Annotated in this window: 18 protein-coding genes; 11 read left to right on the top strand and 7 right to left on the bottom strand. The window is 68.2% G+C overall.

The window, feature by feature from the left end; translation table 11 throughout:
- Nucleotides 1-151 precede the first annotated feature (151 nt).
- From NLI01S_RS06395 to NLI01S_RS06375, 5 genes are all read left to right on the top strand, one after another.
- On the top strand, nucleotides 152-2,206 hold the full coding sequence (locus NLI01S_RS06395; protein ID WP_067600685.1) for an MDR family MFS transporter: 2,055 nt from the start codon (nucleotides 152-154) through the stop codon (nucleotides 2,204-2,206).
- Between the two features lie 105 nt (nucleotides 2,207-2,311).
- The gene (locus tag NLI01S_RS06390; RefSeq protein ID WP_067600682.1) at nucleotides 2,312-3,454 is read left to right on the top strand and encodes an acetyl-CoA C-acetyltransferase; all 1,143 of its coding nucleotides are present in this window, start codon (nucleotides 2,312-2,314) and stop codon (nucleotides 3,452-3,454) included.
- 80 nt (nucleotides 3,455-3,534) lie between these two features.
- Entirely contained in the window at nucleotides 3,535-3,750 is a 216-nt protein-coding gene (locus NLI01S_RS06385) for a hypothetical protein (RefSeq protein ID WP_067600679.1), read from the top strand.
- Nucleotides 3,751-3,854: 104 nt separating this feature from the next.
- Nucleotides 3,855-4,094: an AbrB/MazE/SpoVT family DNA-binding domain-containing protein gene (locus tag NLI01S_RS06380; protein ID WP_067600677.1), complete on the top strand. Its 240-nt coding sequence runs from the start codon at nucleotides 3,855-3,857 to the stop codon at nucleotides 4,092-4,094.
- A complete protein-coding gene (locus tag NLI01S_RS06375) occupies nucleotides 4,081-4,536 on the top strand; it encodes a type II toxin-antitoxin system VapC family toxin (protein ID WP_084392356.1) in 456 nt (151 codons plus the stop codon). The genes NLI01S_RS06380 and NLI01S_RS06375 overlap by 14 nt, the downstream gene beginning before the upstream one ends.
- 15 nt (nucleotides 4,537-4,551) lie before the next feature.
- On the opposite strand, the gene NLI01S_RS06370 is transcribed toward NLI01S_RS06375, so the two are convergent.
- The gene (locus NLI01S_RS06370; RefSeq protein WP_067600675.1) at nucleotides 4,552-5,781 is read right to left on the bottom strand and encodes a winged helix-turn-helix domain-containing protein; all 1,230 of its coding nucleotides are present in this window, start codon (nucleotides 5,779-5,781) and stop codon (nucleotides 4,552-4,554) included.
- A gap of 258 nt (nucleotides 5,782-6,039) precedes the next feature.
- Here NLI01S_RS06370 and NLI01S_RS06365 point away from each other — a divergent pair, with 258 nt between their 5' ends.
- Both NLI01S_RS06365 and NLI01S_RS06360 read left to right on the top strand, forming a co-directional pair.
- Nucleotides 6,040-6,864 (top strand): exodeoxyribonuclease III, encoded by an 825-nt coding sequence (locus tag NLI01S_RS06365; protein ID WP_190318374.1) that lies wholly within the window; start codon nucleotides 6,040-6,042, stop codon nucleotides 6,862-6,864.
- 8 nt (nucleotides 6,865-6,872) lie between these two features.
- The gene (locus NLI01S_RS06360) at nucleotides 6,873-7,778 is read left to right on the top strand and encodes a ribokinase (protein ID WP_067600742.1); all 906 of its coding nucleotides are present in this window, start codon (nucleotides 6,873-6,875) and stop codon (nucleotides 7,776-7,778) included.
- Nucleotides 7,779-7,848: 70 nt separating this feature from the next.
- On the opposite strand, the gene NLI01S_RS06355 is transcribed toward NLI01S_RS06360, so the two are convergent.
- Together NLI01S_RS06355 and argS are read right to left on the bottom strand one after the other, a co-directional pair.
- Nucleotides 7,849-8,451 carry a YceI family protein gene (locus NLI01S_RS06355; RefSeq protein WP_067600671.1) on the bottom strand — a complete coding sequence of 201 codons (603 nt, stop codon included), beginning with the start codon at nucleotides 8,449-8,451 and terminating at the stop codon, nucleotides 7,849-7,851.
- 287 nt (nucleotides 8,452-8,738) lie between these two features.
- Nucleotides 8,739-10,484: an arginine--tRNA ligase gene (gene argS / locus NLI01S_RS06350; RefSeq protein WP_067600668.1), complete on the bottom strand. Its 1,746-nt coding sequence runs from the start codon at nucleotides 10,482-10,484 to the stop codon at nucleotides 8,739-8,741.
- Between the two features lie 110 nt (nucleotides 10,485-10,594).
- Here argS and NLI01S_RS06345 point away from each other — a divergent pair, with 110 nt between their 5' ends.
- On the top strand, nucleotides 10,595-11,035 hold the full coding sequence (locus tag NLI01S_RS06345; protein ID WP_067600665.1) for a protein-tyrosine phosphatase family protein: 441 nt from the start codon (nucleotides 10,595-10,597) through the stop codon (nucleotides 11,033-11,035).
- A 261-nt stretch (nucleotides 11,036-11,296) separates the two neighbouring features.
- On the opposite strand, the gene plsX is transcribed toward NLI01S_RS06345, so the two are convergent.
- Nucleotides 11,297-12,370 (bottom strand): phosphate acyltransferase PlsX, encoded by a 1,074-nt coding sequence (gene plsX, locus NLI01S_RS06340; protein WP_067600662.1) that lies wholly within the window; start codon nucleotides 12,368-12,370, stop codon nucleotides 11,297-11,299.
- A 307-nt stretch (nucleotides 12,371-12,677) separates the two neighbouring features.
- On the opposite strand from plsX, the gene NLI01S_RS06335 reads away from it, so the two are divergent.
- Nucleotides 12,678-14,039 (top strand): KamA family radical SAM protein, encoded by a 1,362-nt coding sequence (locus tag NLI01S_RS06335; RefSeq protein WP_067600659.1) that lies wholly within the window; start codon nucleotides 12,678-12,680, stop codon nucleotides 14,037-14,039.
- A gap of 293 nt (nucleotides 14,040-14,332) precedes the next feature.
- On the opposite strand, the gene NLI01S_RS06330 is transcribed toward NLI01S_RS06335, so the two are convergent.
- Entirely contained in the window at nucleotides 14,333-14,566 is a 234-nt protein-coding gene (locus NLI01S_RS06330; RefSeq protein WP_067600656.1) for a DUF397 domain-containing protein, read from the bottom strand.
- A gap of 373 nt (nucleotides 14,567-14,939) precedes the next feature.
- Nucleotides 14,940-15,866, bottom strand: a complete 927-nt coding sequence (locus NLI01S_RS06325) for a helix-turn-helix domain-containing protein (protein ID WP_084392354.1) — start codon at nucleotides 15,864-15,866, stop codon at nucleotides 14,940-14,942.
- A 286-nt stretch (nucleotides 15,867-16,152) separates the two neighbouring features.
- Between NLI01S_RS06325 and NLI01S_RS06320 the strand changes: the two genes are divergently transcribed.
- Nucleotides 16,153-16,683: an ATP-binding protein gene (locus NLI01S_RS06320; RefSeq protein WP_067600653.1), complete on the top strand. Its 531-nt coding sequence runs from the start codon at nucleotides 16,153-16,155 to the stop codon at nucleotides 16,681-16,683.
- Nucleotides 16,684-16,862: 179 nt separating this feature from the next.
- Nucleotides 16,863-17,222: an STAS domain-containing protein gene (locus tag NLI01S_RS06315; RefSeq protein ID WP_067600650.1), complete on the top strand. Its 360-nt coding sequence runs from the start codon at nucleotides 16,863-16,865 to the stop codon at nucleotides 17,220-17,222.
- Between the two features lie 73 nt (nucleotides 17,223-17,295).
- Here NLI01S_RS06315 and glmS read toward each other — a convergent pair whose 3' ends face one another.
- Nucleotides 17,296-19,149 (bottom strand): glutamine--fructose-6-phosphate transaminase (isomerizing), encoded by a 1,854-nt coding sequence (gene glmS / locus NLI01S_RS06310; RefSeq protein WP_084392353.1) that lies wholly within the window; start codon nucleotides 19,147-19,149, stop codon nucleotides 17,296-17,298.
- Nucleotides 19,150-19,280: the final 131 nt, after the last annotated feature.

The following is a 19,280-nucleotide window of genomic DNA, read 5'->3' as shown; positions in this document are numbered from 1 at the left end:
GTTCGGTTATGAAGGTCGGGAGGCAAGTGGGGGCAAAGTTCCCGTTCCCTCGGGCGGTTCCCTCGCCCGGGGCGGAAAAGGATTCCTAGTGTGGCCGCAGCGGGGGCGCCGGACGGTGAGCGTCGCCTGCCACGATCGAGGAGGCGATCCGATGGCCCGTGGCAGCGGTGCCGACCAAGGGACGGAGGGTCGGCGCGAGCACCGAGGTGCGCGGATCGCGTTGGTCATGACCGCCTTGATGGTCACGGTCCTGTTGTCCGCGCTGGACCAGACGATCGTGTCGACGGCGCTGCCGACGATCGTCTCCGACCTGGGCGGGCTCAACCACCTGTCCTGGGTGATCACCGCCTACCTCCTGGCCGTCACCGCCAGCACCCCGCTGTGGGGCAAGCTCGGCGACCAGTTCGGCCGCAAGAAGCTGTTCCTCACCTGCATCGCCGTGTTCCTCGTGGGCTCGATGCTGTGCGGGATCGCCCAGAACATGCTCCAGCTGATCCTCGCCCGCGGCTTTCAGGGGATCGGTGGGGGCGGTCTCATGGTGTTGGCCTCGGCCCTCATCGGCGACGTGGTCTCCCCACGTGAGCGTGGCAAGTACCAGGGGCTCTTCGGCGCGGTCTTCGGCGTCTCCAGTGTCGCGGGCCCTCTCCTCGGTGGGTTGTTCGTGGACCACCTGTCGTGGCGATGGGTGTTCTACGTGAACCTTCCACTGGGGCTGCTGGCGTTCGTGACGGTCCTGCGCTTCCTGCCCGGCCGCTCGCCCACCGGCAGGCAGAACATCGACTACGCGGGCATCGTCCTGCTCGCCGCCACCGCCGTGTGCCTCACCCTGGTCGCCTCCTGGGGCGGGAACATGTACGGCTGGCTGTCCTGGCAGATCATCGGCCTGTCGGCGGCCGCGGTGGTCCTCGGCCTGGGCTGGTGGCTCACCGCGCGTCGGGCCACCGACCCGGTCATACCGCTGGGTCTGTTCCGCGACTCCACCGCGGTGGTGGCCATGGCCATCGGCTTCTGCGTGGGCTTCGCGATGATGGGGTCGATGGCGTTCCTGCCGTTGTTCCTCCAGATCGTGCACGGACTGTCTCCGACGGCGTCCGGTCTGCATCTGCTGCCGATGGTCGTGGGCATGCTGATCACCTCCGTCACGAGCGGTCGCCTGGTGACCCACACCGGAAGGTACAAGCCCTATCCGATCGCGGGAATGGCGCTCACCGCGACCGGACTGTTGCTGATGTCGCGTATGGGACCGGACAGTTCGCTGTTGGAGATGAGCCTGTACTTCTTCGTCCTGGGCGTGGGCCTGGGTCTGGTGATGCAGGTGGTGGTCGTGGTGGTGCAGAACGCCGTGTCCTACGACGACCTGGGCGTGGCCACGTCGACGGCCACCTTCTTCCGGTCGATCGGCGGTTCGTTCGGCACGGCCGTGTTCGGCGCGGTCTTCGCCGGACGACTCGCCTCGAACCTGGCCGAGCGCGCGGAGGAGATCCGGTTGCCGCCCGGAGTGGAGCCCACGGACCTGGAGTCCGACCCCAGGGTGCTGGACCAACTGTCGCCCGGCGAACAGGCGGGTTTCCTGGATGCCTACGCCGACGCTATCGACGTCGTCTTCCTGACGGCCGTCCCCGTGGCGATCATCGGGTTCGTGCTGGCGGTGTTCCTGAAGCAGATCCCGCTGCGTACCACCATCACCACCCCGGACCTGGACGAGACCTTCTCCCCGGTGGCGGCGCCGAGCCGGACCACGATCGATCAGGTCGAGCGCGAGATCTACCAGGCCACCGGGGCCGAGGGCGCCGAGACGATGTACGGCAGGTTGCGGGAGGCCGCCGGTCTGGACGTGTCCATCGAGGGTTGCTGGGCGCTCAGCCACCTGGGTGTCAAGGGTCCGCTCTCGGTGGACCAACTGCATCGGTTCTCCGGTCTGGCGGTGTCCCGGTGGGAGAGCGTGCACCAGGAACTCCTGGAGAGCGGCTACCTGGTCTCCGACAGCGAGCCGTGGGAGTTGAACTGGCGCGGTGAGGACGCCGTCCGCAGGCTCTACGAGGCGCAGCGCACCGCGTTGCGCTCCCTGCTCTCGGACTTCGACCCGGACGAGCATCCCGACGTGTTCGAGGTCCTGGAGAGGGTCACCGGGGACACCCTGGGCGACCAACGCGACGCGGGCCGCCTGGGCGACGCCGACGGGGGTCCGGATCGAGAGCGCGGCTGAACCGGGCCAAGGACGGGAAGTCGGGGGCGGGGGCTTGCCAGGGAAGTGAAACCGAATACAGTTCGGTTCAGTAGGTCGTCACATCCCAGCCCCTTGGAGGACCCCGTGGCCGAGGCATACATCGTCGGCGCAGTTCGTACCCCCGTCGGCACCAAGAAGGGCGCGCTCGCCGCGGTGCACCCGGCGGACCTGGGGGCGCACGTCCTCAAGGAACTCATCGAGCGCACCGGGGTCGACCCCTCCGCCGTCGAGGACGTCATCATGGGCGTGGTCAGCCAGGCCGGACCGCAGGCCCTGGACCTGGCCCGCACCGCGTGGCTCTCCGCGGGGCTGCCCGAGACCGTCGCCGGCGTCACCATCGACCGCCAGTGCGGCTCCTCCCAGCAATCCATCCACTTCGCCGCCCAGGGCGTCATGTCCGGCACCCAGGACCTCGTCGTGGCGTCCGGTGTGGAGAACATGGGCATGGTGCCGATGGGCTCCAACGTCCAGCACGCCATCGAGAACGGCATCCCGCTGTACGGCGAGGGCTGGATCGAGCGCTACGGGATGCAGGAGATCTCCCAGTTCCGCGGCGCCCAGCTCATGTGCGAGAAGTGGGGCTACAAGCGAGAGCAGCTGGAGCGGTTCGCCCTGGAGAGCCACCAGCGCGCCGCGGCGGCGCTGGAGGCCGGCTATTTCGACTCCCAGATCGCGCCGATCGCCGGCGTCTCCCAGGACGAGGGCGTGCGCCCCGACACCACGATGGAGAAGATGGCCGGACTCAAGCCGCTGCGTGAGGGTTGGGAGCTCACCGCCGCGATCGCCAGCCAGATCTCCGTCGGCGCCGGTGCCCTGCTCATCGCCTCCGAACGTGCGGTGAAGCAGCACGGCCTGACCCCGCTCGCCCGCGTCGTCCAGCTGTCGCTGATCGGTGACGACCCGGTCTACATGCTCACCGCGCCCATCCCCGCGACCAGGATCGCCCTGGAGAAGGCCGGTCTGAGCATCGACGACATCGACGTCACCGAGATCAACGAGGCGTTCGCACCGGTGCCGATGTCCTGGATCGACGAGCTGGGCGCCGACCCGGCCAAGGTCAACCCGAACGGTGGTGCCATCGCCCTGGGCCACCCGCTGGGCGCCACCGGTTCGGTCCTGATGACCAAGCTGGTCAACGAGCTGCACCGCACCGGCGGCCGCTACGGTTTGCAGACCATGTGCGAGGGCGGTGGCCAGGCCAACGTCACCATCATCGAACGCGTCTGACCCGCGGACCCGAGCGGGCCGCGCACCTTCTGGGCGCGGCCCGCTCGCCGTTCCACCCCCGACGGCGAAGCCGAATCCCTATGCTGATCTCCATGAAGGAAGTCACGCTGGAGTTCGACGAGCGAACATGGGCGCGTCTGTGCGGAGCGGCCGCACACCGTGCCATCAGCGTCAACGAGTATGTGACCCGTGTGATGAGGGTGGCCGTCGAAATCGAACCGTGCGCTGGCCATGCCCGGGAGCTTCGGGCCCGGCTCGCTCAGAGCGGATTGATCGGCCGGGAGGCCCTGGGGTAGTGAGGTGGGCTCGCGGCGCTCCTGTCGGGTGCGCGAACCATTGACGTTCTCGGAGTTCTTCCGGTTTTCCTGAAGTAATACCTTGAAAGTATTACCCTTAGGGCATGAGGATCACTGAAAAGGGTCAGGTGACCATCCCCGTCGAGGTCCGTAGAAGGCTCGGCCTCTCGCCAGGAGACGAGGTCGAGTTCGTACTGGATGGGAACGGGGCGCGTGTGGTTCGTGCCGCGATCGTGCCCTCACGTGGACAACGCCTGGTGGAGCGCCTGCGTGGCAAGGCCGAGACCACGATGAGTACCGACGAGATCATGGCGTTGACCAGGGGAGACGATGAGGACTGCTGACTCCGGAACGTCTTGCCTGGCAGCCGGAGGACCGATTTCTTCCACCACCCTGGTCGACGCCAATGTGTTGCTCGACGTCTTTACACAGGACCCCACCTGGATGGAGTGGTCCGCGCACGCACTGGCGGAGGCGGCTGATCAGGGATCTTTGCTGATCAACCCGATCATCTACGCTGAGGTCTCCGTGGGCTTCGACCGGATCGAGGACCTGGACCTTGGACTGGCGAACGACTTCGTCCGATCGGATCTACCCTGGCAAGCGGCCTTTCTGGCCGGGAAGTGCCACCTGCGCTATCGAAAGCAGGGCGGGAGCAAGCATGCTCCGCTACCGGATTTCTACATTGGCGCCCATGCGGCGATCGAGGGGCATCAACTCCTCACACGGGACTCTCGACGTTTTCGTACCTATTTTCCGTCGGTGAAACTGATCAGCCCGAACTGATCTGGAGGAAACCGGTCAGCGTGGGCCGGGGAGGGCCTCGCCGGCCACGCCGTTGTCCAGGCCGAGCCAGTCGGCCATCTCCGTCAGCTGCTCCACGAGCGCCGGCATGGTGTCGGCCGGGGCGTCCTCCTCCAGGGTGATCCGGCGGGCCAGGAGGGTTCCCGACGCGCGGTCGGCCTTGAGGTCGACCCGGGCGACCAGGTCCTCTCCCAGCAGGAACGGCAGCACGTAGTAGCCGTGTACGCGCTTGGCGGCCGGCACGTAGATCTCCAGTCGGTAGCGGAACCCGAACAGCTCCTCGGCCCGGTCGCGTGTCCACACCAGGGAGTCGAAGGGGCTCAGCAGGGCACGGGCCTCCACCTTGCGGGGGATTCGGGCGTCCTTGTGCAGGTAGGCGGTGCGGTCCCGACCGCGCACGGACACCGGGACCAGTTCACCGGCCTCCACCAGGTCGCCGATGGCGGCGCGGGTCTCGGTGCCCTTGAGCCGGAAGTAGTCGCGCAGGTCGGGTTCGGTGGCGACGCCGTGCGCCCGGGCGGCGATGGCCACCAGCTCCCGGTGCGCCTCTCGCGGGGTGGGGTGCGTGAGCCCGTGGATCTCGGAGGGCAGTACGCGTTCGGGCAGGTCGTAGCGGCGTTCGAACTGGAGATTGCGGCCGTTGGTGGTGAGGTCACCGATCCAGAACAGGTACTCCAGGCACTTCTTGACCTCGGACCAGTTCCAGCCCCAGTGCTCCTTGGCCCGGGGCGCGTCCTGGGCCAAGGAGCTCTCGACCTCGCGGGCGGTGGCCGGACCGACGCGGGCCACCTCTTCATAGACGGCCTTGACCAGGTGCGGCTTCTCCTCGCGAACGCCGTTCAACCAGCCGACGTGTTCCTGGGCGCGGTTGCGTTCCATCCGGTGCCGCATGAGCCGGTGGGTCCCGGGTGGCACCAGGCTGGCCTCGTGGGCCCAACACTCGACCAGCCGGGCCGGGCTGGACCCGACGGCGGTGGTGGTCGCCCGGTCCAGCAGAGCGGTGTCGTAGGAGCCCAGGCGGGCGAAGACCGGCAGGTACTGGCTTCGGGCCAGAACGTTCACGCTGTCGATCTGTAGGATCCCGATCCGGCGCAGCACCCGTGCCAGGTGGGCGAGGGTGGGTTCGCCCTCGGGGCGTGGGTCGGCGAAGCCCTGGGCGGCCAGGGCTATCCGGCGGGCCTGGGACGGGGAGAACTCGGCGTCGCGGCGGGGATGCGGTTCGACCATGCGACCCAACCTAACCTTCGGCACCGACGATCCCAGGTCTTCCCGGTCCAGGAGGGCTCCGGTCGATCGACGAAAAAACCTTGCGCGCAATGCGAACCGTAAGGGGGACTCGGCCGTCCAACGAAACGCGACGGAAAACAACCGAGCATGTGCCGGGAGTCGCACGACCCCGGTGCGGAGGACGGCCGCACCGGGGTTTCCTCATGTCACAGGCCTGCCCGGGGTCGGGGCGTCGGTGGGATCATCTAGCCTTCTGCTGTGCGTATCGCGACATGGAATGTGAACAGTGCCCGTGCCAGGGCCGAACGGATCGGTGACTGGTTGGACCGCAGCGACGTCGACGTCGTCGCCATCCAGGAGACCAAGGCCCGTGACGACCAGTTCCCGGCGTCGGTCTTCACCGACCGCGGCTACGAGGTCGCCCACCACGGCCTCTCCCAGTGGAACGGGGTCGCGATCGCCTCGCGGGTGGGCCTCGACGACGTCCGGATCGGCTTCCCCGGCCAGCCCGGCTTCGGAGACCCCGAGGAACGCGAGGCCCGTGCCATCGCCGCCACCTGCGGTGGTGTCCAGGTGTGGAGCCTGTACGTGCCCAACGGGCGCGAGATCGGCCATCCCCACTACGACTACAAGCTGCGCTGGTTGGAGGCCCTGCGTCAGGCCGGCGCCGCCCGTCTGGCCGAGGACCCCCGAGCGCAGATCGCCTACGTGGGCGACTTCAACATCGCTCCCCAGGACGACGACGTATGGGACATCGCGGCCTTCGAGGGGCTCACCCACGTCACCGAACCCGAGCGCGCCGCCTTCACCGGGCTGGTCGAGGCCGGGTTCGAGGAGGTCGTGCGCGAGTACACGCCGGGCCCGGGCGTCTACACCTACTGGGACTACAAGGGGCTGGCGTTCCCCAAGCGCAAGGGCATGCGCATCGACTTCGTGCTCGCCTCACCGGCGCTCAGGGCCCGGGTGACCGGCGCGAGCATCGACCGCGAGGAACGCAAGGGCAAGGGCGCGTCGGACCACGCGCCCGTCATCGTGGCGTTGGACGGGGCCGACAGTCGGCCCGTCGACCGGGAGAAGAAGTGAGTGACGACGTGAATTCCAGAGTGCCCCGCCTGGCGGTCTTCGGCAGCGTCAACATGGATCTGGTCGCCTACGTGGGCCGGATGCCGGGCGGTGGCGAGACCGTCACCGGGACCGACTTCCGTCAGGTTCCCGGCGGCAAGGGCGCCAATCAGGCCGTGGCCGCGGCGCGGGCGGGTGCCCGGGTGGCCTTCCTCGGCGCGGTCGGTGAGGACACCTTCGGCTCGGAGTTGCGCGCCAACCTGGAGGCGGAGGGGGTCGACGTCGACGGACTGCGCACCGTTCCGGGCGCCTCCGGCATCGCCCACATCGTGGTGGAGGGGGACGGCGGCAACCGCATCATCGTGGTCCCCGGCGCCAACGGTGAGGTCTCCGGGCCGCCCGAGTCCGATCGGGGGCTGCTGGAGGGCGTCGACGCGCTGTTGCTCCAGTTGGAGTTGCCCATGGAGGCCGTGGTGGCCGGCGCGCGGATGGGCCGTGAGACGGGCGTGCCGGTCTATCTGACCCCCGCGCCCGCGCGTGAGCTCCCCGACGAGCTTTTGGCCGACGTGGACGTGCTGGTCCCCAACCAGCACGAGGCGGCGGCGATCACCGGACACGACGAACCGGTCGCCGCGCTGGCCGCGCTGCTGGAGCGTGTTCCGGAGGTGTTGTTGACCCTGGGTTCGGCGGGGTCGTTGTACGGACGTCGCGGCGAGGAGCCGGTGGCGGTCCCGGCGCGGAAGGTGAACGCGGTGGACACCACCGCGGCCGGTGACACCTTCTGCGGGTCCTTCGCGGTCGCCCGGGCCGAGGGGCGTTCCGCGCGCGAGGCGATGGAGTTCGCCGCGGCCGCGGCCGCGATCTCCGTGGGACGGCACGGAGCGAGTTCCTCGATGGCCACGCGCGATGAGGTGGAGGCCCTGCTCAAGGGTTAGGCCAGGGCGCGAGCGTCGCTCTGTCGGGCGCACGCCTTGGGGGTCCGGGTGGGTACGGCACCCGGACGGTTCAGGGCGTGTGCCCGATCTGCTCGAGGAAGGGCGCGGGATCCTGGTTCTGGACGCGGACCTCCAGCACGACGTCGACCAGGTCGCCGACCATCCGGCCGCCCCAGGGGAGCGGGCCGCCGTCTCCCACGCCGAACTCGGACAGGTTCAGCTGGGTGGTGGCGGAGAAGAAGTGTCCGTAGGTGTCGTTCGGGGACACGTAGTCGGGTGCCTCACCGACCCATTCCGCGGCCAGGCTGATGGGCCGTGACCGGCCGTGCAGCTCCAGGTCTCCGTGGACCCGAAAGGAGTTCTGCCGGCGGCCGGGTTCCAAGGAGGTCGAGGTGAAGCGCAGCTTCGGATGGTTCGTGACGTCCAGGAAGTCGGCCGAGCGCAGGTGGTCGTCTCGGGCGTTCACCCCGGTGTTGACACTGGCGGTGGCGATCTCCACCTCGACGGAGGAGAGGGTGGGGTTGTCGGTCACGTGCAGTTGACCGTACGCGTCTCCGAAGGTGCCCTGTACCCGTCCGAAGCGTAGGTAGTGGGCGACGAAGATCAAGCTCGAGTGCAGTGGATCCAGGTACCAGGTACCCGGCCCGGGGCCGAAGCCCGCAGCGGCTGTCATAGGCGATATCTCCTGCTTGTCTGGTATAGGGCTTTTGTCCACATACTGTAAGTGTGATGTTCCACCGCGACGTGGGGTTCCGGTCCGAGCCACCACGAGAGATTCGACTCGCTCCGTCCGGAAGACCCTCGAAAGCGACCATGACCAGCGACATCGGACCCTCTGGAAGAGGCTCTCGGACGGTCGGTCCAGGGCGGCCCGACCGGTTCCGGCCACCGCGGGGCGGAAGGGGACCGGAGAACGAGAAAGGGCCGGGGCGTCGACCCCGGCCCTTCGTCCACTCACCACTACATGTACTCGGGGGACTCCACACCGAGCAGGTCCAGGCCACGCACCAGCACCCGCAGCGCCACCGCGACCAAGGCCAGCCGCGACTCGCGCTCGGCGTCGGTCCGGGCGGTCAGCACCGGGCAGTGCTCGTAGAACGCCGTGAGCGTCTGAGCCAGCTCGAACAGGTACGAGGACAGACGGTGCGGCTGTAGCAGGTCGCCGGTCTGCTCCACCACCGGACCGAAGCCCAGCAGCTTCAGCGCCAGGTCGCGCTCGGCGCTCTCGGACACGGTGATCCGACCATCGATCCCGGCCGGGTCCACCTCGCCCTTACGGAAGATCGAACGGATCCGCGCCTGCGCGTACTGAAGGTACGGGCCGGTGTTGCCGGTCAGCGCCAACATCCGGTCGAAGTCGAACACGTACTCGGTGTCGTGCGAGACCGACAGGTCCGCGTACTTCACCGCGCCGATGCCGACCTTGCGGGCGATCTCGGCCCGGCTCGCCTCGTCCAGGTCGGGGCGGGTCTGGGCGACCACGGCGGTGGCCCGGTCGACCGCCTCGTCCAGCAGCTGCATGAGCCGGACCGGCTGACCACTGCGGGTACGCAGGATCTTGCCGTCCGCCCCCAGCACGTTGCCGATCTGCACGTGCGTGGTCTCCACGTCCTCCGGCAGCCACCCGGCCTTGCGGGCGGTGGACCACACCATCTTGAAGTGCATGGCCTGCGGAGCGCCCACCACGTACAGAACGCGGTCGGCCTTGAGGTCGTCCACCCGGTGGTGGATGGTCGCCAGGTCCGTGGTGGCGTAGCCGTAGCCGCCGTCGCTCTTGCGGATGATCAGCGGCACCGGCTTGTCCTCGCGGCCGGTGAAGCCGTCCAGGAACACGCACAGGGCGCCGTCGCTGACCTCGGCGATGCCCTTGGACTCCAGCTCCGCGCACACGTCGGCGAGCATGTCGTTGTAGCTGCTCTCACCGGCAAGGTCGTCGTCGGTGAGGGTCACGCCGAGTCGGGCGTACACCTTGTTGAAGTAGACCTTGGAAAGGCCCACCAGCTTGCGCCACAACCGCAGCGTCTCCTCGTCGCCGCCCTGGAGGGCGACCACCCGACGGCGGGCGCGCGCGGCGAAGTCGCCGGGCTCCTCACCGGAGGAGTCGAACTTGGTGCGGGCCGCCTGGTAGAAGGCGTTGGGGTCGGTGGTGAGCAGGTCGGACTCGGGCGAGTCCTCCCCGACCTCCAGCAGGTGCTCGATGAGCATGCCGAAGGGGGTGCCCCAGTCGCCGATGTGGTTCTGCCGGATGACGTTGTGACCCAGGAACTCCAGGGTGCGGGCCAAGGAGTCGCCCACGACCGTGGTGCGCAGGTGCCCGACGTGCATCTCCTTGGCCACGTTGGGCGCGGAGTAGTCGAGCGGGATGTTCTTCCGCTCCTGAAGGGGCACGCCGACACGGTCGTCGTCGAGGAGCAGGCGCGCCTGGTCGGCGATCCAGTCCTCGCGAAGCGTGAGGTTGATGAAGCCCGGGCCGCTGACCTCGACGTCACGGCAGACGTCGGAGACGTCCAGGTGTTCCATGATCGCCGCGGAGACCTCGCGGGGCTTTCGGCCCAGACGCTTGGCGAGCGCGAGTGCGGCGTTCGCCTGGTAGTCAGCGAACTGGGACGGGCGGATGACGGGGTCGGTGTCGGCGAACTCGGGACCGAAGGCGGCGCCGAGGGCGGACTGGACCCGTCGCGAGAGTACTTCCTGCGGGTCGGCCATAGCCCTAAGCCTACCGACCGGCCACACCCTTCCCTACTGGTATGGCCCAGGCCACGTCCAGGACTTTCGGGGGCTGTGCCGAGCCCGAACCCCTGCCTAGGCTCGAAGACATGAGAGACAGGAACCAACTGTGGGATCCGGCCTCCCCCGGAGTCATGCGACTGCCCTCCGGACGCCTGGTGCGCGGTCGTGGGCTCGTCCTGCCGCTGCCGGCCGGCCCGCGCCCGGAGTTCGCGGTGTACCTGCTCGACCATGAACCGCCCACGGTCCAGTGGGTGTCCAGGTGGGTGCGCTGGGAGGACTTCGGGCTGCCCGCGGACGACACGGACACCCTGAAGCGTCTACGGGAGGCACTGGAGCGTTCGACGGAGCAGCGGGTGGAACTGGGCTGTCTCGGTGGGCGGGGGCGTACGGGAACGGCGCTGGCCTGTCTGACGGTCCTCGACGGAGTCCCAGCGGAAGAGGCGGTGGGCTACGTGCGAGAGCACTACTCGACGCTCGCCGTGGAGACCACCGAACAGGAGGAGTACGTCCGCGGCCTCACCGTGTAGTTCGGCGCCTCCGCCGGCGCTTTGGCGTGTTCGGGCACCTGGGAGTCAGGAAGGGGTTGCGGGAGAGGCTGTGGCACCTACGGTGTGATGGCTCGCCCACCCGTCGCCCGCCACCACCCTCAACGGGCGACCTGGCGGCCGACAGTTCCTCTTCGAGCGATCACACCTGCGGCACCTCCACGGGTTTTCCGAGAACAGGGCCTGACGGTGCCCGAACGGGCGACCCCCCGTGGTCTGCGTGGAGCTTCGGCGGGGGTCCGATCAGCGTTCGTCCTGTGGGCGCCGGTGGAGCCAGACCGGTGAACGGTGGGGCACCCGTCGGCGTATCCGTTCGTCCATCCGGCCACCCGCCAGGTCGTTGGCGAGCCGACAGGCGTGGGCGATGCTCGTGCGGTTGCTGTCGCCGTGGGCGATCACCACCGTGCCGTTCAGTCCGAGCAGGGCGGCGCCCCCGTAGGTCTCGCTGTCGAAGCGCTCGCGCAGTCGGCGCAGCGCGCCTCGTTGCAGCACGGCCCCGGCCTTGGCGATGGTGGAGGAGGTCATCGCCTCCTTCATGGCGTCGAGGGTGAACCCGGCGGTTCCCTCGACGGTCTTGAGCGCCACGTTGCCGGTGTGTCCGTCGGTGACCACCACGTCCACCTTCCCGGTGAGCAGGTCGTGGCCCTCGACGTTGCCCTGGAAGTCCAGGTCCGGAACCTCGGCCAATAGCTCCACCGTGCGGCGGACCAGCTTGTTGCCCTTCCCCGGTTCGGAACCGATGGTCAGCATGCCCACCCGTGGGTTCTGGACGCCGAACGCCGTCTGCGCGTACGCGCAGCCCAGGTGCGCGAACTGCACGAGCATCTCCGGCTTGGCGTCGGCGTTGGCGCCGGCGTCCACCAGGATCGTGGGAGTGGGCAGGGTGGGAAGGGTCACCGCCAGCGCGGGGCGCAGGACCCCCGGTCGGGTGCGCAGGCGGACGGTGGAGGTGGCCACGATCCCTCCGGTGGAACCCGCGGAGACCAGGGCGTCGGCGTCGCCGCGTCGAATGAGGCGGCAGGCGACGGCGGCGCTGGAGCGGGGTCGCCGCCAGCTGGCCAGGGCGCCCTCGTCCATCGCGATGCTGTCCTCGGCGTGCACGACCGGAATGTCGCGCAGGGCGCCCTCCTCGGCGAGCATCGCCGCGATCTCGGTGCGTCGGCCCACCAGCAGCACGCGAAGGCCCAGTTCACGAACGGCCGTTACGGCCCCGCGCACGATCTCTCGGGGCGCGTTGTCGCCACCCATGGCGTCCACCGCGATGATCGGCGGTGACGTTCGCGGAGTGGGGGGTTCCGCGTCGGGTGTGCCACTCATCGTCGGTTGGTTCCTCACAATCCGGGGATGGTACCGCGTCACCCTCGTCACGCCTTTATCGGGCGAGTTCGTACACTCATGCGAGGATACTTCCAGAATGTCCAGGTCAGGGCTGGATTTCATGCGGGATGGGTACAAAACCCCCTGTGGGGGTATACCCGCTCGCCGGCTCCCCTGCTCGGAACACTCCGTGCACGGGAGACAACCGAATTTTCATCCAGAGGTGGTCCACCGGTACCCGTAATGCCGGAGCCGCCCGCTCAGGGCTGCCTTCCGGGCGCCCTGCCTACCGCAGGAGAGGAGAGGCGTGAGCGTTACGCCTGACGCGGCACAGTCCCCGTCCGCCGGACGTCGGTTTCGTGCCTACACGACGAAACACCTCGACGAGTTCACGGCGCGAGCCGGTCTCTCGACCGACGAGCAGCTCGCGGTCAAGGCGGTGGCACACGTGCTGCCGTTCCGCGTCAACAGCTACGTCATCGACGAGCTCATCGACTGGGACGCCGCTCCAGACGATCCGATCTACCGACTGGTCTTCCCCCAGTCGGACATGCTCCCGCCAGAGGACGTCGCCCGCATCGCCGACCTGCTGAGCGCCGGTGCCGGGCGCAAGGAGCTCAACGAGGCCGCCAACCAGGTCCGCGCCAAGCTCAACCCGCACCCCGCCGGTCAGATGGACCTCAACGTGCCCACCACGGGCGACGAGGAGCCCATCCCCGGCATCCAGCACAAGTACAAGGAGACGGTGCTCTTCTTCCCGAAGCAGGGGCAGACGTGCCACGCGTACTGCACCTACTGCTTCCGTTGGGCACAGTTCGTCGGTGACGCCGACCTGAAGTTCGCGTCGGGCGAGATCGACCAGATGGTCGAGTACGTGCGTTCGCACCCCGAGGTCACCAGTGTCCTGTTCACCGGTGGCGACCCGATGATCATGGGTGAGGGGGTCATCTCCCGCTACATCGAGCCACTACTGGAGATCGAGCACCTCGAAGCGATCCGGATCGGTACGAAGGCCCTGGCCTACTGGCCGCAGCGCTTCACCACCGACCCGGACGCCGACGACACGCTGCGCCTGTTCGAGAAGGTCGTCGCCTCGGGCAAGAACCTCGCGTTCATGGCGCACTTCTCGCACCCGAACGAGATGCGTCCGGAGCTCGTCCAGGAGGCCGTGCGCCGCATCCGCGCGACCGGTGCCGTCATCCGCACGCAGGCTCCGCTGATCCGCACGATCAACGACGACTCCGCCACCTGGGAGAGCATGTGGCGGACGCACGTACGGCACGGCATGGTGCCCTATTACATGTTCGTGGAGCGTGACACCGGCCCGCAGGACTACTTCGCGGTGCCGCTGGCCGAGGCCTACGACATCTTCCGTGGCGCCTACCAGAAGGTCTCGGGCCTGGCCCGGACGGTGCGTGGGCCGTCCATGTCGGCGACCCCGGGCAAGGTGTGCGTGGACGGGGTGACGGAGATCGCGGGAGAGAAGGTCTTCGTCCTCCACTTCATCCAGGCACGCGACCCGGAGCTGGTCGGCAAGCCGTTCTTCGCCCAGTACGACGAGAAGGCGGCCTGGTTGTTCGACCTCAAACCCGCTCTGGGAGCCACCCACCTGCCGTGGGAACAGGCCCCGGTCGGCGCCAACGGCCTGGTCGACCCCACCCGCATCTGACACGGAACGCCGGACGCGGGAGGTTCACGCGACCCCGTCGGCCCACCCCTTAGGGCGGACGGGACCGGGTGAGGTCGGCGGTCCCTTACCGCCGACCTCACCACGAACCCGAACGACTTCCCATGAACAGACGGAGCCCGGCACCTGGTTTGGTGCCGGGCTCCGTTCGTGTGTACGCCGTGGACGGATGTCGGCCCGCGCGGCACGGGAGTGGACCACGCGGACCTCGACGTACACACGTTCCCGGGCTGGCTCTTCCTGGGGGGTGAGGGTGCCCGGGGCGGGGGCGAGGGTCAGCTCAAGAGGGCGTCGAAGTCACCGGTCTTGGCGCCTCGGACGAAGGCCTTGATCTCCTCGGGGGTGTAGACGAGGGCCGGCCCCTCGGGATCTCGGGAGTTCCGTACGGCGATGTCGCCGTCGGGGAGGGTGGCGACCTCTACGCAGTTCCCGTCCGGGTTGCTCCAGCTGCTCTTGGTCCAATCGACCCATAGCCGGTCCGCGGGAACGCCGTTGTAGATCGGATACATCCTCAACCTCCTGGAACTTCGGGGGACTCGCGGGTGGTCCACACGCGGCTCCAGCGCGCCGCACTCGTCGGATCGGGCCGCCACGGTCCCGCCGATCGGGTCGGCCGCGCCACCGGATGGTCCTGATGTCCCCTTGCGAGGCCAAAGCGTAGTGCATGCACGTGCATCCGTGATTGCATCGGCAAACACTCATGGGCCCGCGCAGAGAACCCCGGTGGAGGAACCGCATGTCAGGCCTAACGCGTGGTGGGCGTAGATGGTTCGCCGTTTTCGGATCGTTCTTCACTCGTGGCCGAAGTAGGACACACGGCGAAAGAACGAAGCCCCGGGCGTGAGGTGTCCGGGGCGGCGGGGAAGCGGGGGAAGGTGGTGGTCAGTCGCCGTAGCGCTCCAGGAAGCCTTTGAGGATGCCCTCGGTCTGCGAGGGCAGCGGGGCCTGGGTGGCGAGGTGGTCCATGGTCTGGGCGTAGCCGCTCGTGTCGTCGTACTTGTCGAAGTACAGCGCGCTGTTCAGCTGTTCCAGGTACACCACGTCGGGCAGCTGCGGCGTGGGGAAGCGCATGATGCTGAACGGACCGCCCGCCGCGGGGTGACCGCCCATGTCGAACGTGGCGATCTGAATGGTGATGTTGGGCCGCCGGGCCATCTCGATGAGGTGTTCGATCTGCTCGCGCATCACCTTCGAGTCGCCGTAGGGCCGGTGCAGGACCGCCTCGTCGATCACCGCCCACAGCCGCGGGGCGGGGATCTCCGCGTCGGGTCCATCGGACAAACGACGCTGCCGATGCATGCGCATCCTCACGCGACTGTTCACGTCGTCGTCGGAGGTGGCCGTGCGGGAGAGGCGGATGACCGAGCGCGCGTACCCCTCGGTCTGCAACAGCCCGGGGACGAACTGCACCTCGAAGGTACGGATCACCGAAGCGGCCTCCTCCAGGCCGACGTAGACCCCGAACCAGTGGGGCAGCACGTCACCGTACTTGTGCCACCACCCCTGGGCGTTGGCGCTGGAAATCAGCCCCAGCAGGGCCTCGCGCTGCTCACGCTCGTCCACTCCGTAGAGTTTCAGCAGGTCGTCGACGTCACGACGCTTGAAACTGACCTGACCGAGTTCCATTCGGCTGATCTTGGCGTGGGACGCGCGGATGGCGTATCCGGCGTCGTGCCGGGAAATTTCCTTCTCCTGGCGCAGCCGTCTGAGCTGGGTGCCCAACAGAATGCGCAGCACTGTGGGCCCACCACTGGAATTGGCCAGGAAATCCTGTGTGGCCTGGTGGTTCTCGACGGGGTCGGCTACCACTTCGCCTCCCTAGGAGTGGTATTGGCGCGAGCGACCGCTCAGTATACCGATGCTGTTCTCGCCTCGACAGGTATCGACGTGGATTCGGGGCGGGACCAAGGTCCCGTACTACGAATCAACGGCGATGAAGGTGAATTCTTCGCCAGGCCCCTACCAATAGGAGCGAAGCTTCCTATAGGGTTGCCGAACGTTGATCTGCACGTGCATCTGTGTCTTACGTCTGTAAGCGACACGCAGGACACTGTGGAAGCGGACTCGCGAACCGACATCACCCGTGAGGACAGTGATGAACGCAGAGCTGATGCCCTCGGAGCTGCATACCAGGGCATCCTGGGGCCACCCGGCACTACCGCGGGGACGGTGGGACGTCGGGCTCGGCGACCTGAGGATCGGACAGGGCACGCTCGGGCTGGGCGTGGCCGCGCACGCCTACGCCGCGGTGCCCACCTCGGTCGGCGCGGCCCGACGATTCGCCGTCAAGTGCCTGAACGAGTGGGGGATGTCCGAGGTCACCGAGAACCTCTGCCTGATCGTCTCCGAACTCGTCGGCAACTCCTGTCGCCACGCCGTCTCCAGGCGCGTCCCCGAGGACACCCGTGTCCTGCTCCAACTCCGACCGCTGCCCTCCGTCGACGCCGTGGTCTGCATGGTCGCCGACCCCGAAGCACGAGGGCCGATGCGGGTCTCCGCGCATCAATTCGCCGAATCCGGCCGTGGCCTCGGCCTCGTCGCCGCCTTCGCACGTGAATGGGGATGGAATCCCATCGCCGGACACGGAAAGGTCGTCTGGGCGGAGTGCGGCCCGGACCCCTTCTGACCTCGAAAGGCATCATCGGGCATCTCCCGGGCGCGCTCCGGACCGCAAAAAGCGGACGGGACCGCGGGAGAGCGGTTACGACTCCTCTGGGCGAGTAGGCTGGCTGTCAACGCATGTCGGTATTCGACCGGCAGCGGTAGACGAACAACCCCACAGACCCCGAACCGTGGGAGTGAGGCGTGGCCGTACTGGACCCCGACCGTGAGCACTTCCCCTGCGATGGCACGACCATCGTGCGCTTGGATGGCGAGATCGACATCGCCACCGCCGAGGAGGCCTACTCCCGGCTGAGCGCCGCCGTTCTGGAGGCGTGCGCGATCGTCGACCTGTCCGACGTCGGCTTCATCGACGCCTCCGGGGTCAACGTCCTCATCGGAGCGGCCCGCCTGGCCTCCGGCCGCCAGCGGCACCTGCTGATCGCGAGTGCTCCCCGCCAGCTCCACCGGATCCTCGACGTACTCGAACTGCGCTCCGTGCTGCCGACCCATCCGGACGTCCCGGCGGCCCGCGCCACCCACGCCACACGGGCGGCCCACTGAGCGGTACCCGAAAGGGACGGGGCGCACCGCCCGGGGGAGCACCCCCGTTCGACACGCCCCGCGAGGGACGTTCCTACTCCACGGTCACGCTCTTGGCGAGGTTGCGCGGCTGGTCGACGTCGTTGCCCTTGGCCAGGGCCAGCTCACAGGCGAACACCTGCATCGGGATCGTCGAGACGATCGGCTGCAGCAGGGTCGGCACCGCCGGGATCTCGATGAGCACGTCCGAGTACGGTCGGACCGACTCGTCGCCCTCCTCGGCGATCACGATGGTGCGGGCGCCACGGGCGCGCACCTCCTGGATGTTCGACACGATCTTGTCGTGCAGCACGCTGCGGCCCTTGGGGGAGGGGACCACCACGACGACCGGCAGACCCTCCTCGATCAGCGCGATCGGGCCGTGCTTGAGCTCACCGGCGGCGAACGCCTCGGCGTGCATGTACGCCAGTTCCTTGAGCTTGAGCGCACCCTCCATCGCCACGGGGTAGCCCACGTGGCGGCCCAGGAACAGGACCGTGTCCGCGTCGGCCAACGAATGGGCCAGCTCACGGACCGGCTGGATGGTGTCCAGGACCTTCTCGATCTGCTCGGGCATGGTGGCCAGCTGGGCGATGACGGCGTTGATCTCGTCGCCGAACTTCATCCCGCGGACCTGCGCCAGGTAGAGACCGATCAGGTAGCAGGCGGCCAGCTGGGTGAGGAAGGTCTTGGTGGCGGCCACCCCGACCTCCGGACCGGCGTGCGTGTACAGCACACCGTCGGATTCGCGCGGGATGGTGGACCCGTTGACGTTGCAGATCGCCAGGACCTTGGCGCGCTGCTCCCGGGCGTAACGGACCGCCATCAGGGTGTCCATGCTCTCGCCGGACTGGGAGATGGCGATGACCAGGGTCTGCTGGTCCAGGATCGGGTCGCGGTAGCGGAACTCGCTGGCGACCTCCACCTCGCAGGGGATCCGGCACCAGTGCTCGACGGCGTACTTGGCGATCAGACCCGCGTGGTAGGAGGTACCACAGGCGATGATGACGATCTTCTCGACGCCGCGCAGGTCGGCGGGGCTCAGCCGCATCTCGTCCAGGGTGAGCTGGCCGTCGACGGTCACCCGGCCCAGGAGGGTGTCGGCCACCGCGCGCGGCTGCTCGACGATCTCCTTGAGCATGAAGTAGTCGTAGCCGTCCTTCTCGGCGGCGGAGGCGTCCCAGTCCACGTGGTACTCGTTGACGTCCACGGGTTCGCCATCGTAGTCGGTGACGACCACGGAGTCGGCGCGCAGTTCCACGACCTGGTCCTGGCCCAGTTCCACGGCCTCGCGGGTGTGGGCGATGAACGCCGCCACGTCGCTGGCCAGGAAGTTCTCGCCCTCTCCGCGGCCGACGACCAGCGGGGAGTTGCGGCGGGCCGCGACGACCAGGTCGGGGTCGTCGGTGGAGACCGCGACCAGGGTGAAGGCGCCCTCCAGACGCTTGCAGACGTCGCGCATGGCGCCGGCCAGGTCACCGTCGCCCCGGCTCGCCAGCGTGGTGCTGAGCAGGTGGGAGGCGACCTCGGTGTCGGTCTCGGACAGGAACTTGCAGCCCTGCTCCTCCAGCTCCAGCCGGAGGGCGGCGAAGTTCTCGATGATGCCGTTGTGGACGATCGCGACCCGGTTGTCGTTGTCGACGTGGGGGTGGGCGTTCACGTCGTTGGGGGCCCCATGGGTGGCCCAACGGGTGTGCCCGATCCCGGCGCCGTCTCCGGAGATGGGTCGTTCTTCAAGGGCCTGACGCAGGTTGGCGAGCTTACCGGCTCGCTTGTCCGTGTGCAGGGCGCCCTCGCCCAGCACGGCGACACCCGCGGAGTCATATCCGCGGTACTCCAACCTCGCAAGGCCGTTCACAACGACCTCGAGCGCCGGTTGCGGCCCGACGTAGCCAACGATTCCGCACATGGCCGCCAGCGTAAGTGAAAAGGTGCGCTGGTTCGACCAGTGAGAGGTCCATACCACTCGCTGTTTTCGCAGGTCGCGGTATAGACCATTTGGTGTATGCGGGATGGATCGCGCAGGTGGGAGGACTGGTC

This window comes from Nocardiopsis listeri NBRC 13360, from assembly GCF_001570765.1.
In the GTDB taxonomy this organism is placed as follows: Bacteria; Actinomycetota; Actinomycetes; order Streptosporangiales; family Streptosporangiaceae; genus Nocardiopsis; species Nocardiopsis listeri.
The sequence above is the reverse complement of the archived record's forward strand: the minus strand, read 5'-3'. Positions and strand labels throughout refer to the sequence as shown.